The sequence below is a fragment of the Pseudomonas sp. G3-19 genome (assembly GCF_054855875.1).
Window position 1 is genome coordinate 5,001,170 of record NZ_JBMPIQ010000003.1, and the last position, 19,139, is coordinate 5,020,308.

Annotated in this window: 18 protein-coding genes; 8 read left to right on the forward strand and 10 right to left on the reverse strand. The window is 62.3% G+C overall.

The window, feature by feature from the left end; translation table 11 throughout:
• Positions 1 to 36: 36 nt before the first annotated feature.
• The gene (locus ACOYXI_RS22780) at positions 37 to 891 is read right to left on the reverse strand and encodes a MaoC/PaaZ C-terminal domain-containing protein (protein WP_461675326.1); all 855 of its coding nucleotides are present in this window, start codon (positions 889 to 891) and stop codon (positions 37 to 39) included.
• A 2-nt stretch (positions 892 to 893) separates the two neighbouring features.
• Complete coding sequence (locus tag ACOYXI_RS22785; protein ID WP_027613624.1) at positions 894 to 2,246, reverse strand: 3-oxoacyl-ACP reductase; 1,353 nt, start codon at positions 2,244 to 2,246, stop codon at positions 894 to 896.
• A 329-nt stretch (positions 2,247 to 2,575) separates the two neighbouring features.
• Between ACOYXI_RS22785 and ACOYXI_RS22790 the strand changes: the two genes are divergently transcribed.
• The 3 genes from ACOYXI_RS22790 (at position 2,576) to ACOYXI_RS22800 (ending at position 6,506) form a co-directional block, all read left to right on the forward strand.
• Complete coding sequence (locus ACOYXI_RS22790; RefSeq protein WP_282412490.1) at positions 2,576 to 3,853, forward strand: acetyl-CoA C-acetyltransferase; 1,278 nt, start codon at positions 2,576 to 2,578, stop codon at positions 3,851 to 3,853.
• A 322-nt stretch (positions 3,854 to 4,175) separates the two neighbouring features.
• Positions 4,176 to 5,072 (forward strand): PA4780 family RIO1-like protein kinase, encoded by an 897-nt coding sequence (locus tag ACOYXI_RS22795; RefSeq protein WP_003221347.1) that lies wholly within the window; start codon positions 4,176 to 4,178, stop codon positions 5,070 to 5,072.
• Positions 5,073 to 5,303: 231 nt separating this feature from the next.
• Positions 5,304 to 6,506, forward strand: coding sequence for an MFS transporter (locus tag ACOYXI_RS22800; protein WP_461675327.1), 1,203 nt, complete (start codon positions 5,304 to 5,306; stop codon positions 6,504 to 6,506).
• Here ACOYXI_RS22800 and cueR read toward each other — a convergent pair.
• The 3 genes from cueR to ACOYXI_RS22815 form a co-directional block, all read right to left on the reverse strand.
• On the reverse strand, positions 6,460 to 6,873 hold the full coding sequence (gene cueR / locus ACOYXI_RS22805; RefSeq protein WP_007962968.1) for a Cu(I)-responsive transcriptional regulator: 414 nt from the start codon (positions 6,871 to 6,873) through the stop codon (positions 6,460 to 6,462). The two genes, ACOYXI_RS22800 and cueR, sit on opposite strands and share 47 nt — an antisense overlap.
• Positions 6,870 to 9,263 (reverse strand): heavy metal translocating P-type ATPase, encoded by a 2,394-nt coding sequence (locus tag ACOYXI_RS22810; protein WP_461675328.1) that lies wholly within the window; start codon positions 9,261 to 9,263, stop codon positions 6,870 to 6,872. Before ACOYXI_RS22810 ends, cueR begins: the two co-directional genes overlap by 4 nt.
• A 194-nt stretch (positions 9,264 to 9,457) precedes the next feature.
• Positions 9,458 to 9,841 (reverse strand): hypothetical protein, encoded by a 384-nt coding sequence (locus tag ACOYXI_RS22815; RefSeq protein WP_098967073.1) that lies wholly within the window; start codon positions 9,839 to 9,841, stop codon positions 9,458 to 9,460.
• Between the two features lie 149 nt (positions 9,842 to 9,990).
• Here ACOYXI_RS22815 and ACOYXI_RS22820 point away from each other — a divergent pair, with 149 nt between their 5' ends.
• Together ACOYXI_RS22820 and ACOYXI_RS22825 are read left to right on the forward strand one after the other, a co-directional pair.
• Positions 9,991 to 10,188 (forward strand): heavy-metal-associated domain-containing protein, encoded by a 198-nt coding sequence (locus tag ACOYXI_RS22820; RefSeq protein WP_095138221.1) that lies wholly within the window; start codon positions 9,991 to 9,993, stop codon positions 10,186 to 10,188.
• A 237-nt stretch (positions 10,189 to 10,425) separates the two neighbouring features.
• The gene (locus tag ACOYXI_RS22825; protein ID WP_183783570.1) at positions 10,426 to 11,628 is read left to right on the forward strand and encodes a multidrug effflux MFS transporter; all 1,203 of its coding nucleotides are present in this window, start codon (positions 10,426 to 10,428) and stop codon (positions 11,626 to 11,628) included.
• A gap of 5 nt (positions 11,629 to 11,633) precedes the next feature.
• On the opposite strand, the gene ACOYXI_RS22830 is transcribed toward ACOYXI_RS22825, so the two are convergent.
• The 3 genes from ACOYXI_RS22830 to ACOYXI_RS22840 form a co-directional block, all read right to left on the reverse strand.
• Entirely contained in the window at positions 11,634 to 11,807 is a 174-nt protein-coding gene (locus ACOYXI_RS22830) for a hypothetical protein (RefSeq protein WP_166496092.1), read from the reverse strand.
• Between the two features lie 153 nt (positions 11,808 to 11,960).
• Positions 11,961 to 12,974 carry a zinc-binding alcohol dehydrogenase family protein gene (locus ACOYXI_RS22835; protein ID WP_461675329.1) on the reverse strand — a complete coding sequence of 338 codons (1,014 nt, stop codon included), beginning with the start codon at positions 12,972 to 12,974 and terminating at the stop codon, positions 11,961 to 11,963.
• A 32-nt stretch (positions 12,975 to 13,006) separates the two neighbouring features.
• Entirely contained in the window at positions 13,007 to 13,300 is a 294-nt protein-coding gene (locus ACOYXI_RS22840; protein WP_096794850.1) for a putative quinol monooxygenase, read from the reverse strand.
• A gap of 118 nt (positions 13,301 to 13,418) precedes the next feature.
• Between ACOYXI_RS22840 and ACOYXI_RS22845 the strand changes: the two genes are divergently transcribed.
• From ACOYXI_RS22845 to ACOYXI_RS22855, 3 genes are all read left to right on the forward strand, one after another.
• A complete protein-coding gene (locus ACOYXI_RS22845; protein ID WP_027613634.1) occupies positions 13,419 to 14,348 on the forward strand; it encodes a LysR family transcriptional regulator in 930 nt (309 codons plus the stop codon).
• 315 nt (positions 14,349 to 14,663) lie between these two features.
• A complete protein-coding gene (locus ACOYXI_RS22850) occupies positions 14,664 to 15,395 on the forward strand; it encodes an ArsR/SmtB family transcription factor (protein WP_097089938.1) in 732 nt (243 codons plus the stop codon).
• A 126-nt stretch (positions 15,396 to 15,521) separates the two neighbouring features.
• The gene (locus ACOYXI_RS22855) at positions 15,522 to 16,904 is read left to right on the forward strand and encodes an MFS transporter (protein ID WP_139053432.1); all 1,383 of its coding nucleotides are present in this window, start codon (positions 15,522 to 15,524) and stop codon (positions 16,902 to 16,904) included.
• 118 nt (positions 16,905 to 17,022) lie between these two features.
• On the opposite strand, the gene ACOYXI_RS22860 is transcribed toward ACOYXI_RS22855, so the two are convergent.
• Entirely contained in the window at positions 17,023 to 17,976 is a 954-nt protein-coding gene (locus ACOYXI_RS22860; protein WP_003221371.1) for an adenosine deaminase, read from the reverse strand.
• 82 nt (positions 17,977 to 18,058) lie between these two features.
• Complete coding sequence (locus ACOYXI_RS22865) at positions 18,059 to 19,024, reverse strand: 2-oxoglutarate and iron-dependent oxygenase domain-containing protein (protein ID WP_461675330.1); 966 nt, start codon at positions 19,022 to 19,024, stop codon at positions 18,059 to 18,061.
• Positions 19,025 to 19,139: the final 115 nt, after the last annotated feature.

Genomic DNA, 19,139 nt, shown 5'->3' on the forward strand with positions numbered 1-19,139 from the left:
TATATACACAATTTACAGGCTTGCCCGGGCGGATACTCAGGCAACCGGTTGCCACTGACCGACCATGTGTTCCAGATCGCCGTTGCCGATCAGGCGCAACTCGCCGCTGGATCCCGGCGCACTCGCCAGCAATGAGACCTCGCTGGGCAAGCGCACCGGTTTGCGAAAGTGCACGGCGATTTCAAGGTTGGCCTTGGGTAGATGACCAGCCAGTGCGGCGAGGGTTCGTGCCTTGTTCCACAGACCGTGAGCAATCGCCGTGGGAAAACCGAACAGTTTGGCGCTGGCCGCGCTCAAGTGAATCGGGTTGTAGTCGCCCGAGACTTTGGCGTATTGCCGACCGATGTCGGCCGGGGCTTTCCATTGCGCGACTTGCGTCAACACCTGGGACGGTTCCCAGTGTTGCTCGACGGGTTCGCCGTCGAGTTTCACTCCGCGACAGAGCATCTGGCTTTCGGCTTCCCACAGCGGCCCGAGTTGATCATCGAGGCTGGTCAACACCTCGAAGGTCGCGCCTTTGGGATGCGGCTGCAGGTTATGCACGCGGACGCTGACTTGCGCACGACTGATCCCGCCCATCGGCCGCAACACGCGAATGCGGTTGCTCAGGTGAATCAGCCCCAGCAGCGGGAATGGAAACTCCTTCGCCGTGAGCAATTGCATCTGCAGGGCGAACGCGAGGATGTGTGGATAAGTCGGCGGCAGCAGGCCGTCATCGGTAAAGCCGCAGACCTTGCGATAGGCCGCCAGTTTTTGCTGGTCGACATCGACCCAGCAGCGCAAACCGCTGTCGGGCAGTCGGGTGCCGGTGATCTTGCGCCGTGTCGCGGCCCGCGCGTACAGGCCGGGCAGGCTCGGTTCACGGTCGAGGGTGTGCCATTCAATGCTCATGCCTATGCCCCCAGAACACTTTGGCCACAGACCCGCAGCGCCTGGCCGGTAAATGCGCCGGTGCCCGGTTGCGCCAGCCACGCGACGGCTTCGGCGACGTCTTGCGGCAAACCGCCCTGGCCCAATGAACTCATACGCCGTCCGGCCTCACGCAGGCCGAACGGGATGTGCGCGGTCATCTGGGTTTCGATGAAGCCCGGGGCCACGGCGTTGATGCTGATGCCGCGTTCGTGCAGCGTTGGCGCCCAGGCCTGAGCCAGGCCGATCAGCCCGGCCTTGCTCGCGGCGTAGTTGGTCTGCCCGCGATTGCCGGCGATGCCGCTGATCGAGGCCAGCAGAATCACCCGCGCATTGTCGTGCAGGGTGCCGCTGTCGAGCAGCGCCTTGGTCAGCACTTGCGGGGCATTGAGGTTGACCGCCAGCACCGCGTCCCAGAATTCCGGGGTCATGTTGGCCAGGGTCTTGTCGCGGGTGATCCCGGCGTTGTGCACCAGAATGTCGAGGCCGTCCGGCAGTTGTTCGATCAGGTGCGCGGCGGCATCTTCGGCGCAGATATCAAGGGTGATCGCCCGGCCGCCAAGACGTGCGGCGAGGGCTTCCAGATCAGTCTTGGCCGGGGGGACGTCGAGCAGAATCACCTCGGCGCCATCGCGGGCGAGGGTCTCGGCAATCGAGGCGCCGATCCCGCGTGCCGCGCCGGTGACCAGCGCCTTGCGTCCGGCCAATGGCCGGGTCCAATCGGTGACCGGCGTGGCGCACGGGCTCAGGCGAATCACCTGCCCGGAAACAAAGGCACTTTTCGGTGAGAGGAAAAACCGCAGCGGCCCCTCAAGCTGATCTTCAGCGCCGTCACCGACATAGATCAGTTGCAGCGTGCCGCCGCTGCGCAGCTCCTTGGCCAGCGAACGCGAAAAGCCTTCGAGCGCTCGCTGTGCACTGGACGCAAACGGATCGCGCAGGGTTTCCGGGGCGCGGCCCAGGATCACCAGGTGCGCGCTGCTGTCGAGGTTTTTCATCAACGGCTGGAAGAACTCGCGCAGCTGTTTGAGCTGGTCGGTGTGCTGCAGGTCGCTGGCGTCGAACACCACGGCCTTGAGTTTCGGCCCGTGCCCGGGAATCCACGCGGTGGCCAGCGACGGTTCAGTGCCGTAGCTGTAGATCGCATCGGTCAGGCGGTTGGCGAACGCATTGACCCGCTCGGCCAGCGGCCCGCCACCGATCAACAGCGCGCCGTCCACCGGCCGCAGGCGTCCGGCCTGCCAGCGTTCCAGCCGCACCGGCGACGGCAGGCCCAAAGCCCCGACCAGACGGTGGCCGATGGATGAGTTGGCGAAGTCGATATAGCGGTCAGACATGGAACGCTCTCCAAAAGTTGGGGTTCAAAGTGTGGACTACCAACGGCAATCAATCGTTCGATCCACGCAATAAGGCCTACGCTAGAACAGCAGAGTAGTTGGCCGCCGATGGTTGTGTGGCCAAACACAAATTCAGAAACAACGTTGAACCTTGTAGGAGTGACCTGTGGCGAGGGGATTCATCCCCGATCGGCTGCGAAGCAGTCGCAATGTATAGCGATTGCAATGAGGGGGCCGCTGCGCGACCCATCGGGGATGAATCCCCTCACCACAGGCTCACTCCTACAAAGGATTCAGGTGAATTCGATCATTTGAAAAAGGAGCTTTTCATGAGTCAGCTGCGCCGCGTCGCCATCATCGGTGGTAACCGTATTCCTTTCGCCCGTTCCAACGGGCCGTACGCCACTGCCAGCAATCAGGTGATGCTCACTGCTGCCCTGGAAGGCCTGATCGAACGCTACAACCTGCACGGCCTGCGCATCGGCGAAGTGGTGGCGGGTGCGGTGCTTAAATTGTCACGGGATATGAACCTGACCCGCGAGTGCGTTCTCGGCTCGCGGCTGTCGCCGGCCACCCCGGCCTATGACATCCAGCAAGCCTGCGGCACCGGGCTGGAGGCAGCGCTGCTGGTGGCCAACAAAATCGCCCTCGGCCAGATTGATTGCGGCATTGCCGGTGGCGTCGACACCACCTCGGACGCGCCGATCAGCGTCAGCGAAGGCTTGCGCAAAATCCTTCTGCAGGCCAACCGCGCCAAGACCACCAGCGACAAGCTGAAGACCTTTCTGCAACTGCGTCCGCGGCACCTGATCCCGGAGTTTCCGCGTAACGGCGAACCGCGCACCGGCCTGTCGATGGGCCAGCACTGCGAACTGATGGCGCAGACCTGGAATATTCCGCGTGAAGAGCAGGATCAACTGGCCCTCGAAAGCCATCACAAACTCGCCGCGTCCTACAGTGAAGGCTGGCACAACGATCTGATGACGCCTTTCCTCGGCCTGACCCGCGACAACAACCTGCGCCCGGACCTGACCCTGGAAAAACTCGCCACGCTCAAGCCCGCTTTCGAAAAAAGCGCGAAGGGCACGCTGACGGCAGGCAACTCCACGCCACTCACCGACGGCGCCTCAGTGGTGCTGCTGGGCAGCGAGGAATGGGCAAAAGAACGTGGTTTGCCGATCCTCGCCTATCTGCGCGATGGCGAAGCGGCGGCGGTGGATTTCGTCAACGGTGCCGAAGGCCTGTTGATGGCGCCGGTGTATGCGGTTCCGCGCTTGCTGGCGCGTAATGGGTTGACCCTGCAAGACTTCGATTACTACGAAATTCACGAAGCGTTCGCCGCGCAGGTGCTGTGCACGCTCAAGGCCTGGGAAGACCCCGAATACTGCAAGACGCGTTTGGGGCTGGACGCACCGCTGGGTTCGATCGACCGCAGCCGGCTGAATGTGAAAGGCAGCTCGCTGGCGGCGGGGCATCCGTTTGCCGCGACCGGCGGGCGAATTGTCGCCAACCTGGCAAAACTGCTGGATGCGGCGGGCAAGGGTAGGGGGCTGATTTCGATCTGCGCCGCTGGCGGCCAGGGTGTCACCGCGATCATCGAACGTTGAGCACAATCCCCTGTGGGAGCGGGCTTGCTCGCGAAGGGGCCGTGTCAGGCGCCGTCATTGTGTCTGACAGACCGCTTTCGCGAGCAAGCCCGCTCCCACAGGGGAAATGAATGCCAATGTCAGATTCTGTCGCAAATGCCCTTGACGGCCGATAGCTACAAGTAAGGTGGGCTCGGCTATGATCGGCAAAGCTCGATTATTTCGGCACAGTGTGTGCATCCACAGGGTTCACAGGTCGGCAACCCCTCCCCGTAGCGCGAGGATTGCCGTATAACGAGTGACATTCGCGTGTTTGGTAATAAAGGACCCACAATAAAAGCTGATGAAGACTCCAAAACGCATTGAACCCCTGATCGAAGACGGTCTGGTCGACGAAGTGCTGCGCCCACTCATGAGTGGTAAAGAAGCAGCTGTTTATGTGGTGCGCTGCGGTAACCAGTTACGTTGCGCGAAGGTTTACAAGGAGGCGAACAAACGCAGTTTCCGCCAGGCAGCCGAGTATCAGGAAGGCCGCAAGGTGCGTAACAGCCGGCAGGCGCGGGCGATGGCCAAGGGTTCGAAATTCGGTCGCAAGGAGACCGAGGACGCCTGGCAGAACGCCGAAGTCGCGGCGCTGTTCCGTCTGGCCGGTGCCGGCGTGCGAGTGCCCAAGCCATACGACTTTCTGGATGGCGTGCTGCTGATGGAGCTGGTGGCCGACGAATATGGCGATGCCGCGCCGCGTCTGAACGACGTGGTGCTGGAGCCGGATCAGGCCCGCGAATATCACGCGTTCCTGATCTCGCAGATCGTGCTGATGTTGTGTACCGGTCTGGTGCACGGTGACCTCTCGGAGTTCAACGTGCTCCTGACCCCGACCGGCCCGGTGATCATCGACCTGCCGCAGGCGGTGGATGCCGCCGGCAACAACCACGCGTTCAGCATGCTCGAGCGCGATGTGGGCAACATGGCGTCGTACTTCGGGCGCTTTGCCCCGGAGCTGAAGCAGACCCGCTACGCGAAGGAAATGTGGGCGTTGTACGAAGCCGGCACCTTGCACCCCAACAGCGTGCTGACCGGTGAGTTCGACGATCCGGAAGATCTGGCCGACGTTGGCGGTGTATTGCGCGAGATTGAAGCGGCGCGGCTCGACGAAGAGCGCAAGCAGGCGATCCGTGCGGCGGATGACGAGCCCAAGGGCAAGTCCGACGAACCACCGCCGCCACCGTGGATGCAGTAAGCGCTTGAACAGAAACCCGGCTTCGGCCGGGTTTTTTGTGCCTGCCGCATTTCCAGAACCACCGCAGATCCCCCTGTGGGAGCGGGCTTGCTCGCGAAGGGGCCGTATCAGCCGCCATCCTTGTTGGCTGACACATTGCCTTCGCGGGCAAGCCCGCTCCCACAGGGATTTGTGGTGTTCTTGAAATGTGTGTGGGAATCTTGTCCGCCCTCGCACACTCAAGGATTGAATGTGAACGCCCGCCTCATCATCACCGCCCGGCTGATCTCCGATTTCGGCGCCTTCCTCAACATGGTCGCGCTGGCGACTTACGTTTACCTGCTAAGCAACAGCGCCATGAGCGTCGGGGTGTTCCTCGCCAGTCGGGTTGGCGGGGGGATTTTTGCCAGTCTGATCGGTACGCGCTTCTATCGGCGCTGGAGTGGCCGGGTGCCGTTGATCGCTTTCGATCTGCTGCGCGCGGCGTTGCTTGGCCTGCTGTTGATCCTGTCGCTGAGCCAGCAGGCGTTGCTGTTGCCGGTGATCGCTTTCGGCCTGGGCTTTGGCAATTCGATGTTCGCCATCGGCCTCAACAGCCAGTTGCCACGGCTGATCGAATCGGCGCAGCTACTGAAAACCAATGCCTGGATCACCTCGGCGTCATCCGCAGCGATGGTCGGCGGCAGCCTGGTGTCCGGCTTGCTGGTGGCGGCCTTCGGTTTCGAAACGGTATTCGCGCTCAACGCACTGACCTATGTGCTGGCGGCGCTGTTGATTGCACCGTTGCGCTTCGCCGCTGCAGAAGTCAGCGAACAATCGACCAGCGAACGCGGCGAATGGTCAGCTCTGAAACAAGGCCTGCGCAGCGCTCCGGTGATCGCCGCGATGCTTGCCGTGACCATGGCCGACACCTTGGGCAGTGCCGCGCACAACGTCGGATTCCCGATCATCTCCAGACTGCTGACCCCTGATTCGGCCAGCACCACGCTGGGTCTGATGTTGGCGGTATGGGCCAGCGGCAAACTGCTCGGCGCACGGATTGCCAGTCGCCTCAAAGACACGGATAACCGTGATCTGGAGCGACGGTATTTCCTCGGCGTGGCATTGATGTCCTGCGGTTTTATCCTGATGTTCCAGCAGCACAGCCTTTACGGTCTGCTGCTGTTTTCCCTGCCGGCGGGGCTGGGGGACGGTTTCTCCGAAGTCAGCCTGATGTCGCGTCTGCAGCGTGAACCGGAGCATTTGCGCCTGCCGATTTTCAGTTTCCTGACCTTGCTGCAAATGACCGGGTTCGGCGTCGGCATGCTGGTTGCCGCGCCGTTTTACGGCTGGTGGACACCGGGTACCGTGGTCATGCTGTTCCACGGCATCCCGCTCGGTACGCTGTTGACCGTGAAGCTGCTGGCGCTCAGGCGCGGGCGGGTTGCGCGCAGCAGCCCGACGCCAGTTCCTTGAGGATCGGGCAGTCGGGGCGATGGTCGCCATTACAGTGCTCGACCAGGTCCTGCAGGGTGTCGCGCAACTCGCCGAGCTCGCGGATCTTCTGGTTCAGCTCGTCGATGTGCTGACGCGCCAGCGCTTTCACATCGGCACTGGCACGCTGGCGATCCTGCCACAGGGTCAGCAGCTTGCCGACTTCCTCAAGGGAAAAGCCCAGGTCCCGCGAACGCTTGATGAACGCCAGGGTGTGCAGGTCATCGTCGCTGTAGACCCGGTAGCCGCTGTCGGTGCGATGGGCAGCCTTGAGCAGGCCGATCGACTCGTAATAGCGGATCATCTTTGCGCTCAGGCCACTGTGCCGGGCCGCTTGGCCGATGTTCATCGGTGCTCCTCCAGATCCTTCGGTTTCCAGGTTTTCAACAGTAGCGCATTGCTCACCACGCTGACGCTCGACAGCGCCATCGCCGCACCGGCCAGCACCGGATTGAGGAAGCCGAGCGCTGCCAGCGGAATGCCGATCAGGTTGTAGACGAAGGCCCAGAACAGGTTCTGGCGGATCTTCGCGTAAGTCTTGCGGCTGATCTCCAGCGCTGCCGGCACCAGCCGTGGATTGCCGCGCATCAGAGTGATGCCGGCGGCGTGCATCGCTACGTCGGTACCGCCGCCCATGGCAATGCCAATGTCGGCCGCCGCCAGTGCAGGGGCGTCGTTGATGCCGTCGCCGACCATCGCCACCACCCCGGTTTTCTTCAGTTCGGCGACGGTCGCGGCTTTGTCGGCGGGGAGCACTTCGGCGTGAACATTTTCAATGCCCAGCGCCTCGGCCACCACGCGCGCGCTGCCACGGTTGTCGCCAGTCAGCAGATGACTGTGGATCCCTCGGGCGGCCAATTGCTGCACCGCTTGCAGTGCGCCGGGCTTGAGCGTGTCGCCGAAGGCGAACAGTCCGAGCACTTGCGGTTCCGGGCTTTGCTCGATCAGCCACGACAGGGTTCGGCCTTGGCTTTCCCAGGCCTTGGCGGACTCGGCGAGATTGCCCGCGCTCAGGCCGCTTTCTTCCAGCAAGCGCCGATTGCCCAGCGCCAGGCGCCGACCATCAAGCGTGCCAGCGATACCGCGTCCGGTCAGGGCCTGGCTGTCGCTGACATCCGGCACGCTCAGGTCACGCTCGGCGGCCGCGTCCAACACGGCTTTGGCCAGCGGATGCTCGCTGCCGCGTTGCAGGGCGCCGGCCAGTGTCAGCAGAGTATTTTCATCGCCATCCAGCGCACTGAAATGGGCGATACGCGGGGTGCCGGAAGTCAGCGTGCCGGTCTTGTCGAAGACCACGTTGTCGACTGCATGGGCACGTTCCAGCGCTTCGGCGTCCTTGATCAGAATGCCATGACGCGCAGCCACACCCGTGCCGGCCATGATCGCCGTCGGCGTGGCGAGACCGAGGGCACACGGACAGGCAATCACCAGCACAGCGACCGCGTTGATCAATGCGGTTTCCATAGGCGCGCCGTACAGCCACCAGCCGATCAGGGTGGCGAGGGCGATCAGCAACACGGTGGGCACGAACACTTGGCTGACCTTATCCACCAGTTTCTGGATCGGTGCTTTTGCCGCCTGAGCGTCCTCGACCAGACGGATTATCCGCGCTAATACACTTTCCGCACCGAGGGCGGTGGTGCGCACCAGCAGGCGACCTTCACCGTTGATCGCACCACCGGTGACCTTGTCGCCCGGCTGTTTTGGCACTGGCAGGCTTTCGCCGCTGATCAGCGCTTCGTCGGCGTGGCTTTGGCCTTCAAGTACTTCGCCGTCTACCGGGAAACGTTCACCGGGTTTGACCAAGACCTGATCGTTGAGGCGCAGGGCGCTGATCGCGACGTCCTGTTCACGACCGTCGATGACTTGAATCGCCCGCTCCGGGCGCAAGGCTTCGAGGGCGCGGATGGCGCTGGCGGTCTGGCGTTTGGCGCGGCTTTCCAGGTATTTGCCGAGCAGCACCAGGGCGATCACCACCGCCGAGGCTTCGAAATACAGATGCGGCATGCGCCCGGCGGCGGTGGCCCATTCGTACAGGCTCAAGCCATAACCGGCGCTGGTGCCGAGGGCCACCAGCAAGTCCATGTTACCGGCCCCTGCGCGCACGGCTTTCCACGCGGCGACATAAAAACGAGCGCCGAAAATGAATTGCACCGGGGTGGCGAGGGCGAATTGCGCCCAGGCCGGAAGCATCCAGTGAATGCTGAACGGTTGCAGCAGCATTGGCAACACCAGCGGCAAGGCCAAGGCGATCGCGCAGATCAGCGCCCAGCGCTCATGTTGCAGGCGCTGTTGCTGGTTATCGGTGGCCGGATGTTCGGCTTGCCAGACGCTGGCCGAGTAGCCGGCCTTGCTCACAGCATCGAGCAGCGACTGAATATCGACCTGACCGAGCCATTCGAGGTGCGCGCGTTCGTTGGCGAGGTTGACGCTGACGCTCTTCACCCCGGGGACTTTGTTCAGGGCGCGCTCGACGCGACCGACGCACGAAGCGCAGGTCATGCCGTCAATGCTCAACTCCACCGTCTGCTGCGGCACGCTGTAACCGGCGCGTTCAACCGCCTCCATCAACGCCGGCAAGCTGTCACCAGGCGCCTGGACGCGGGCCTGTTCGGTGGCGAGATTGACGCTGACGGCACTGGCGCCGCTGACTTTGCGCAACGCCCGCTCGACACGCCCGGCGCAACTGGCGCAGGTCATGCCGGCAATCGGCAGATCGAAAGTGATGGAATCGGACATCGGTCTTACTCCCTGTAGAAGATGCCTACAAGGATCAACCTTGCCACGCGGGCAAGGTCAAGCGCCAATATTTGACTCACTACAAAACCAGTGTGGGAGCGGGCTTGCTCGCGAAGGCGGTGTGTCAGTCAACATCATCGCTGAATGACACAGCGCATTCGCGAGCAAGCCCGCTCCCACAATTGGAGCTTTGCTTAGTATTCGAGGGCGGCAGGTCGCAGGTACAAGCCTTTCGCATTTGCCGCGATCCGGTATTTGAGCACATCGCCGGCCTTGAGCGAGATCTCCTGCGCGGGCGGCGCGAGCATGCCTGCCTGGCAACCCGGCGCCTGGCCAGGCAATTGCTTCAGACGAATGGAAAGCGTGCCGTGGGGCAGGTTGAAGGAAGTAGTCTCTTCCTGCAGCAGGCGCCCAGCGAGTTGATCATTGACGTACACGCCAATCTCACAGGAAGTCGGCACTTCCAGACGCTCGCGCGAGATGATCAGAACGGCGTAGTCCTCACCGGTCGCGTTGGCCTGGGGCAGGGCGGCGAACAGGCTGAGCAAGCCAAACAGGCTGAAAGCTGACCAGCGCATGGCTGAATCTCCTGAATTTGAGTCATTGATGCACGCAGCTTGGCTGAGCGCGACGCCGATTGCCAGCCCGGCAGGTTTCTGCAGAACTTGACCTTGCCATGGTGGCAAGCTCGACACTGCCGGCAACCTCACTCAAAGGAGTCAAATCCATGCAAGTGTTCAACGTTCAAGGCATGTCCTGCGGCCACTGTGTCAAAGCCATCACCAGCGCGGTGCAAGCGAAGGATCCGGCGGCCAGCGTGCGGGTCGATCTGGCCGCGAAAGAAGTCGGCGTCGAGAGTTCGCTCAGCCCCGAGCAGGTGATCGAGGTGATCAGCGAAGAGGGCTACCGGGTAAAACTCGCCTGATAACGATAAATCCCCTGTGGCGAGGGGGCTTGCTCCCGCCGGGTCGCGAAGCGGCCCTTTTTTCCAATTGAAAAACACTGGGCCTGCTGCGCAGTCCAGCGGGAGCAAGCTCCCTCGCCACAGGTTTCAGGTGTAGGTCATCTGATTTCTAATAGTTAGCGAGCTATCGGAATGTTCAAGGTGTCTCAGCGCGGCTAGACTGTCGGGCTGCCGACTTCTATCCCACCTGGATGCCTGATGAACTTCCGTACCATTCTCATTCTCGGTGCCTTGAGCGCCTTCGGTCCGCTGGCGATCGACTTTTATTTGCCGGCGTTCCCGTCGATGGCGCTGGCTTTTGGCACCGATGAAAAGCACGTCCAGCTGACCCTGGCAGCCTATTTCGCCGGTCTGTCGATCGGGCAGTTGTTGTATGGCCCGGTGGCCGACCGGTTTGGGCGTCGCCTGCCGCTGCTGGTCGGTGTCGGGCTGTTTACCCTGGCCTCGCTGGCTTGCGCCTACGCGCCGAATCTGGAATGGCTGATCGGCGCGCGCTTCGTTCAGGCACTGGGTGGCTGCGCGGGGATGGTGATTTCCCGGGCGGTGGTCAGCGACAAGTGTGATGCGGTCGGTTCGGCGAAAGTCTTTTCGCAACTGATGCTGGTGATGGGCCTGGCGCCGATTCTCGCGCCGTTGCTCGGCGGTCTGCTGGTCAACACCACGGGCTGGCAGTCGATCTTCCTCGCACTGACTGGCTTCAGCGCACTGGCCGGCCTGGCTGTAGCGCTGGGTCTGCCGGAAAGTCTGCCGGACTACGTGCCGCGCCAGCCGTTGTCCGGTGCGTTGCGCCAATACGGCCGGCTGTTTGGCGACCGGGTGTTTCTCGGCCACGCCCTGACCGGCGGTATCGCAGTCGCCGGGATGTTTTCCTATATCGCCGGTTCGCCGTTCGTCTTCATCAAGCTCTACGGCGTACCGGCCGAGCATTTCGGCTGGCTGTTCGGCACCAATGCGGCGGGTTTCATTCTGGTGGCCCAGGTCAACGCACGGCTGTTGGCCAAGCGCGGTCCGGCATTCCTGCTGGCACGGGCGGTGTGGGTGTATCTGTTGGCCGGGGTTTCTTTGCTCGCGGTCAGCTCGCTGCACACCGAAGCGTTGTGGCCGCTGTTGATCCCGTTGTTCGTGTGTATCGCCAGCCTCGGCTGCATCCTGCCCAACGCAGCGGCGTGTGCAATGAACGGCCAGGGTGCGCGTGCCGGTAGTGCGTCGGCACTGATGGGCTGCCTGCAGTTCAGCGTGGCTTCCGGCGCGGCTTCGCTGGTGGGCGTTCTGCACGATGGCAGCGCCATGCCGATGGCCATGGTCATCAGCCTGTGCGGGTTGCTGGTGGTGAGCGTCGCGATGTACACCCGGCATTTGCAGAATGCCCGGGCGTTGGCGCAAGCACAGGCCGAAGCCTGACTGCCTCAGCCGACGGCGCGTTGCTGTCCGGGGTCGGGAATCCGATGGGGCGCGTGCAGGCGCGCTTCGAGGGTGCGGGTGAAGGCGAGCGCCTCGGCTTCACTGCGAAAGGTCACGGCGTGCTGGTCCAGGCGAACCTGCCATTGGGACTTTGCCACTTCTTTTATCAGGATCTTCATTACTGACCTCCCTTGTGTAAAAGATGCATCGCAGAGGCTTCGAGTGTAGACCTGAATACGATCGGATTTGTGACAACGAGCGAGCATCTGACTGACGGCAAACAACAGCGCCAGCCCTTGAAAGGACTGGCGCCGATGACGACGTTCGGATTTTCAGAAACTTTCTAAAACAATTTTGCCCTTGGCCTTGCCGCTTTCCAGCAGCTCATGCGCACGTCGCAGGTTCGCCGCGTTGATCGTGCCGAAATGCTCGCCGACGGTGGTCTTCAGCGTCCCCGCATCAATCAGCTCGGCCACGCGGTTGAGCAGTTTGTGCTGCTCGATCATGTCCGGGGTTTCGAACAGCGAGCGGGTGTACATGAACTCCCAGTGCAGCGACAGGCTCTTGCGCTTGAGCTTGCTCACGTCCAGCGACTTCGGATCGTCGATCAGCGCGAGTTTTCCTTGCGGCGCCAGCGCCTCGACCAGTTGCTCCAGGTGCAGATCGGTCTGGGTCAGGCTGGCGACGTGGGTCACCTGATCAATGCCGGCGCGTTTCAGTTCTTCGCTCAACGGCTGGCTGTGGTCGATCACCAGGTCGGCGCCCAGCTCGGTCACCCAGTCGCGAGTCTGTGCACGGGACGCGGTGCCGATGACCTTGAGCCCGGTCAACTGGCGGGCCAGTTGGGTAAGAATCGAACCGACGCCGCCGGCGGCGCCGACGATCAGCAGACTTTGACCTTCATCGGTCTTGCCCTCCCGAATCTGCAGGCGTTCGAACAGCAGTTCCCACGCGGTAATCGCGGTCAGCGGCAGCGCGGCGGCTTCGGCAAAACCGAGGGATTTGGGCATGTGACCAACAATGCGCTCATCGACCACGTGCAGTTCGCTGTTGCCACCGGCACGGGCGATGGAGCCGGCGTAGAACACTTTGTCGCCGGCCTTGAACAGCGTCACGTCACTGCCGACAGCCTTGACCACACCGGCCACGTCCCAGCCCAGTACTTTTGCTGCGCCGTTTTCCGGCGCCACGTTCTGCCGCACCTTGGTGTCGACCGGGTTGACCGAGATGGCTTTGACTTCCACCAGCAGGTCGCGCGGGCCGGCGACCGGCTCCGGCAGTTCGATGTCTTGCAGGGATTTTTCGTCGCTGATCGGCAGGGAGGCGTAATAGGCGATGGCTTTCATGACTTGCTCCGTAACGGTAATAGAAGAAGGGCTCAGGCGATGGCGCCCAGACGTTTCAATTGGAAGTGTTCGATGCAGTGGCCGGCGGCGGCCTGGAAGTTCTGAAAATGCGCGCTGGCGTTGTGCGCCGAAAGGATTTCCTCGCTGGCCCAGTGTTCGATCACATAAAAGGTCAGCGGATCGGCGAGGTCGCGGTGCAGGTCGTACTGGCTGCAGCCTTCCTCGGCGCGGCTCGGCTCAACCAGTGCGCGCAGGGCGTTTTCGAGGGTGTCCTGCTGGCCGGGTTTGGCGATCAGTGTGGCGATGGCGGTGAATGCTTGGGACATGTGCGGCTCCAGTCGCGGGATAAATTTGCTTGAACCCATCATTGGCTATTTCTCGGCGCGATAAAACCGGCTAAAAGAGCAGTCTCTTTCAATGTTTTTTTGATAATCGAGGCTGAGAATGCTGCGTTTCGACGATTTGCAGTTGTTCGTTCGCGCGGCGGATCTGGGCAGTCTGTCGGCAGCGGCGCGGGTGATGGACATGTCCGCGGCAGTGGCCAGCGCCGCGCTCAAACGCATCGAACAGCAACTGGGCGTGCGTTTGCTGGCGCGCTCGACCCGCAGCCTGCGTCTGACCGCCGAGGGCGAAGGCTTCCTCGAATACGCGCGGGCCGCGTTGAGTTCGCTGGACGAAGGCCGGCGATTTCTCTCCAGCGCGCAGGATCAGGTCAGCGGCATCCTGCAGTTGTCGGCGCCTTCGGATTTCGGGCGCAACCTGTTGTTGCCATGGCTCGACGAGTTTCAGCGCGAGCATCCGAAGCTGACCGTGCGCCTGCTGCTCGGTGACCGGATCGCCGACCTGTTCCGCCAGCCGGTGGACATCGCCCTGCGTTATGGCGAACCCGAGGATTCGAGCCTGGTGGCCCTGCCCATCGCTCCGGACAATCGCCGCGTGCTCTGCGCATCGCCGGCGTACCTGGCGCGCCACGGCGAACCGCGTCAGCTCGAACAACTGGCGCAGCACAATTGCCTGCTGTACATGCTCGGCAGCCGCGTGCACGACCATTGGAGTTTTCATGACGGCAAACGTGAAGTCGGGCTGACGGTCAGTGGTGATCGCTTCAGTGATGACGCCGACGTCGTCCGGTTGTGGGCGGTGGCGGGGGCGGGCATCGCCTACAAATCGTGGCTCGATGTCGGCACGGATGTGCTCGCCGGGCGCCTCAAAGTGTTGCTGCCAGAGCTGCTCTGTGAGCGTGCTCCGCTGAATCTGTTGTGCGCCCATCGCGCACAATTGAGTAAGCCGGTGAACCTTTTGAGGGAAATGCTCGCCAGCCGATGCGCCGAATTGAGTAGTCAATTTCCCCATTTCCCGAAAGTTGATCATTAGTCGCAGGCAATTAGCGAAATTTCACTCAGGAACTATCACCATTCGTGTCAGCCACGGCGCAGGAAGCAGCGTGCATCCCGCTTATACTAGCGACCGCCTCAAACCTGCACCGATAACCGGTCAGGACTGAATCCGGCCGGTTTTTCAGAGCCGGGCGAGCGCTGCACAAACGCCGCGGACACTCCATTGACGGGTGCCGCAGCACCGGCCTGGCTTGCTCCGGTTCATGGCGTTTTACCCGTCTTGGCCGATGACCCATTACTGGTCAAGATGTCTTCGAGCAGTAGACGATACGATTCAACAGGGAGTGAATACATGGAACATGCACCTTGCATCAGCCAGATCGCCACGCTGCTGGCCGACCCCAAGCGCAGTGCGATGATGTGGGCGTTGATGGATGGCTCGGCACGCCAGACCGAAGAGCTGGCGCTGCTGGCAGGGTTGTCGCCATCTTCGGCCAGTGCGCATCTGGGGCGTTTGTCCGCCGGGGGCCTGTTGAAAGTCGAGGTCCGTGGGCGCAAGCGCTTTTTCCGTCTGGCAGCCCCGGAGATCGCGGCGGCCATCGAAGCGCTGGCCAGTGCCACGATCGCCAGCGCACCGCGGGAAATTCCTCACGTATTCAAACGCTCGGCACCGAGCGCCAATCCCCGGACTGCGCCGTCTTCACTGCTGCGTGCGCGCTTTTGCGATGATCATTTGGGTGGCACGCTGGCCGCCGATCTGTATCAGCGTCTGCTCGATGCCGGCTGGCTCGAACAGATCGAGCAGCGGGTCGTGGTGACCCTCAAAGGCTCGACGCAACTGGCCAACCGCGGTGTGTTCATCCAGGCCCTCGCTCATCGCAAGGCTCAGGTGGCGTGCGCCTGTCCGGACTGGAGTGAACGTCGCCCGCACCTGGGCGGTTCACTCGGCGCGGCGGTGCTGCAACTGTTCATGCAGTCCGGCTGGCTGGTGCTGCCCAAGGACTCCCGAGCCTTGCAAGTGACCCCGGCCGGGCAGCGGGAAATCCAGCGGTTCGCCAAGGAAACCGAGCTGGAATTGGCGTAATAGAGCGTTCGCCGGCCGACTCTTCGACGCTGGCGTCGCCTGTGACTGCGAACAGGTCGTATCCAGAAAAAGCGCTGAGGCGTTATCGCGCACACTCGATCCGCACACATTGCGGAGGGGATGGGCATGGATACGCGAAACTTCAGCGCGGCAGAACGCCTGGAACGGCTGCCGCTCAGCGGTTATCACCGGGTCATTTTCATCATCATTGCCCTGGCGTTCTTTTTCGACTCCATGGACCTGGCCATGATGACGTTCCTGCTCGGCTCGATCAAAACCGAGTTCGGCTTGAGCAGTGCACAGGCTGGCCTGCTCGCCAGTTCGAGCTTTTTCGGCATGGTGCTGGGGGCGTCCCTGTCGGGCATGCTCGCCGACCGCTTCGGGCGCAAACCGGTGTTTCAGTGGAGCATCGTGTTGTGGGGCGTGGCCAGTTATCTGTGTTCGACCGCGCAAACGGTCGAGAGCCTGACGCTGTTCCGGATCCTGCTGGGGATCGGCATGGGCATGGAGTTTCCGATTGCACAGTCGATGCTTTCGGAGTTGATCCCGGCGCAGCGGCGCGGGCGCTACATTGCATTGATGGACGGTTTCTGGCCGCTGGGTTTCGTTGCCGCCGGGGTGCTGTCGTACTTTCTGCTGCCGTTGATTGGCTGGCGCGATATCTTCCTGGTGTTGGCGGTGCCGGCGGTGTTTGTGCTGGCGATCCGTTTCTTTATCCCCGAATCACCGCGCTGGCTGGAGCAAGCCGGACGCCATGAGGCGGCGGACAAGGTCCTGAGCGCAATAGAGGCGCGCGTGCGCACGTCGCTCGGGGGGGCGACGCTGCCGGAGCCGGTGCGCCTGCCAAGAACAGTGACGCCGCCGGGCAACTTCTTCTCGGCGCTCAAGCAGATCTGGTCGCCGCAATATCGCCAGCGCACCACGATGATCTGGAGCCTGTGGTTTTTCGCTTTGCTCGGTTTCTACGGGCTGACATCGTGGCTCAGTGCGTTGTTGCAACAGTCGGGTTTCGCCGTGACCCAGTCGGTGTATTACACCGTGCTGATATCGCTGGGCGGGATTCCCGGGTTTCTGATGGCGGCGTGGCTGGTGGAACGCTGGGGGCGCAAACCGGTGTGCATCGTGACGTTGCTCGGCGGCGGAGTGATGGCGTTTCTCTACGGGCAGAGTGCGGTGTTCGGCGGCAACGTCGCGTTGCTGATCAGCTCGGGGCTGCTGATGCAGTTTTTCCTGTTCGGCATGTGGGCGGTGCTCTACACCTATACGCCGGAGTTGTACCCGACTTCGGCGCGGGCCACAGGCTCGGGCTTTGCCTCGGCGATTGGCCGTGTCGGCTCGTTGCTCGGGCCGCTGGTGACCGGGCTGGTGTTCCCGATTACCGGGCAGGGCGGGGTGTTTGCGCTGGGCGCGCTGTGCTTTGCGATTGCGGCGGGGGTGGTATGGCTGTTCGGGATGGAGACGCGGGGCAAGACGCTGGAAGAGCTGACTGAAGCAGAGATCGCTGGCTGAACACAGCACCCTGTGGGAGCGGGCTTGCTCGCGAAGGCGGTGTGTCATTCAACCAATATGTCGACTGACACACCGCTTTCGCGAGCAAGCCCGCTCCCAGAGGGGATTTGCTTTGTACTTACGGTTTTACCAGACGCGCATCCAGGCTGTTCTGCGCCAGGCGCTTGGCCTGATCCTGGGTCATGCCCAGGTGTTCATGCAGCGCATGGAAGTTCTCGGTGACGTAGCCGCCGAAATACGCCGGGTCATCGGAGTTGACGGTGACCTTCACCCCACGCTCTAGCATGTCGAGGATGTTGTGCTGCGACATGTGATCGAACACGCAGAGCTTGGTGTTCGACAGCGGGCACACTGTCAGCGGGATCTGCTCGTCGATGATCCGCTGCATCAGGCGCTCGTCTTCGATGGCGCGTACGCCATGGTCGATACGCTGGATCTTCAGCAGGTCGATGGCTTCCCAGATGTACTCCGGCGGGCCTTCTTCACCGGCGTGGGCGACGGTCAGGAAACCCTCGTGGCGGGCGCGGTCGAACACACGCTGGAACTTGCTTGGCGGGTGACCCATCTCGGAGCTGTCGAGACCGACGGCGACAAACGCATCACGGAACGGCAGCGCCTGATCGAGGGTTTTCTGTGCTTCGTCTTCGCTCAGGTGGCGCAGGAAGCTCAGGATCAAACCGCTGGTGATGCCCAGTTGCTGCTCGCCATCCTTGAGTGCCGCGGCGATGCCGTTGAGCACCACTTCGAACGGGATGCCCCGGTCGGTGTGGGTCTGCGGGTCGAAGAACGGTTCGGTGTGAATCACGTTCTGCGCTTTGCAGCGCAGCAGGTAGGCCCAGGTCAGGTCGTAGAAGTCCTGCGAGGTGCGCAGCACGTCGGCGCCCTGGTAATACAGGTCGAGGAATTCCTGCAGGTTGTTGAAGGCGTAGGCCTTGCGCAGGGTTTCGACATCGCTCCACGGCAGGGCGATCTTGTTGCGTTCGGCCAGGGCGAACAGCAACTCAGGCTCCAGCGAGCCTTCCAGATGCAGGTGCAGTTCGGCCTTGGGCAGGGCGTTGAGCCAATCGTACATATTCTTTTCTCATCAGGTGCAGATGGCGGCCATTCTACAGATGCGCGCCGAAACAATTGGCAAAACCTGACCAAGCGATCCATCACACCGCTTGCGGCTCGCGCCGATAGGCGTAGGTATCGGCGAAGCGCGACAGCAGGAATCCGGCGCAGGTGGTGGTCGGATATTTCGCCGGATGCTGTGCGTCCTGGCAACCGGGAAGGCATTCGATGCGGGTGTCCGGGTGCGGCTCGGCGAAGAACGGCATCGAATAGCGATCCACCCCCAGCGGGCTGATCACCCGATGCGGGGTCGAGCGATAACGGTCATTGCTCCAGCGCGCCATCATGTCGCCGAGGTTGACCACGAAGGTGTCGTCAATCGGTGGCGCGTCGATCCATTCACCGTTGATGTTCTTCACTTGCAGGCCGCCGGCGCTGTCCTGGTAGAGCAGGGTGATGCAGCCGTAATCGGTGTGCGCTCCGGCGCCTTGCTGTTCGGCGCTGCTGGCGGTGTGGCGTGGTGGGTAGTGGATCATCCGCAGTACGCTGACCGGCTCAACGAAGCGCGAATCGAAGAAGTCGCGTTCGATCCCCAGCGCAATCGTCATCGCCCGCAGCAAGGTTTGCGCGAGGGCCTGCATGTCGAGGTAGTGCTGCTCCATCAGCGCTTCCCAGCCTGCTTGTGCCGGATGACGATTCGGCCCGCGCAGCGGTTTTTCCGCGAGCACCTCGGGATGATCCGCCGGCAAGTGCAGGCCCATGTCGAAGGTTTCCTTGAGGTCGCTGGGTTTGTCCGGGTCGAGCTGTTCGGTGGCGATGGCGCCGTAGCCGCGATGGTGGCGGGTCTGGGTGATGTCGATCCTGAGTTTTTCTTCGGTCGGTTGCGCAAAAAAACGCTGGGCGTGGTCGAGCAGCGAGTCGATGCGCTGTGCGGAAATCGGGTGGCCCTTGATGTAGAAAAAGCCCCATTCGCGGCAGGCCTGGTCGATCTGTGCGGCGACGGCGGGCCAGGCGTTTTGGTCGGTGGAATAGAGCGGGCTGATGTCGATGATCGGGAGCTGATCCATACACAATCCTTGAGAACACTGAAGATCCAAATGTGGGAGCGGGCTTGCTCGCGAAGGGGCCGTGTCAGTCGATACATGCGTTGGCTGATACACCGCTTTCGCGAGCAAGCCCGCT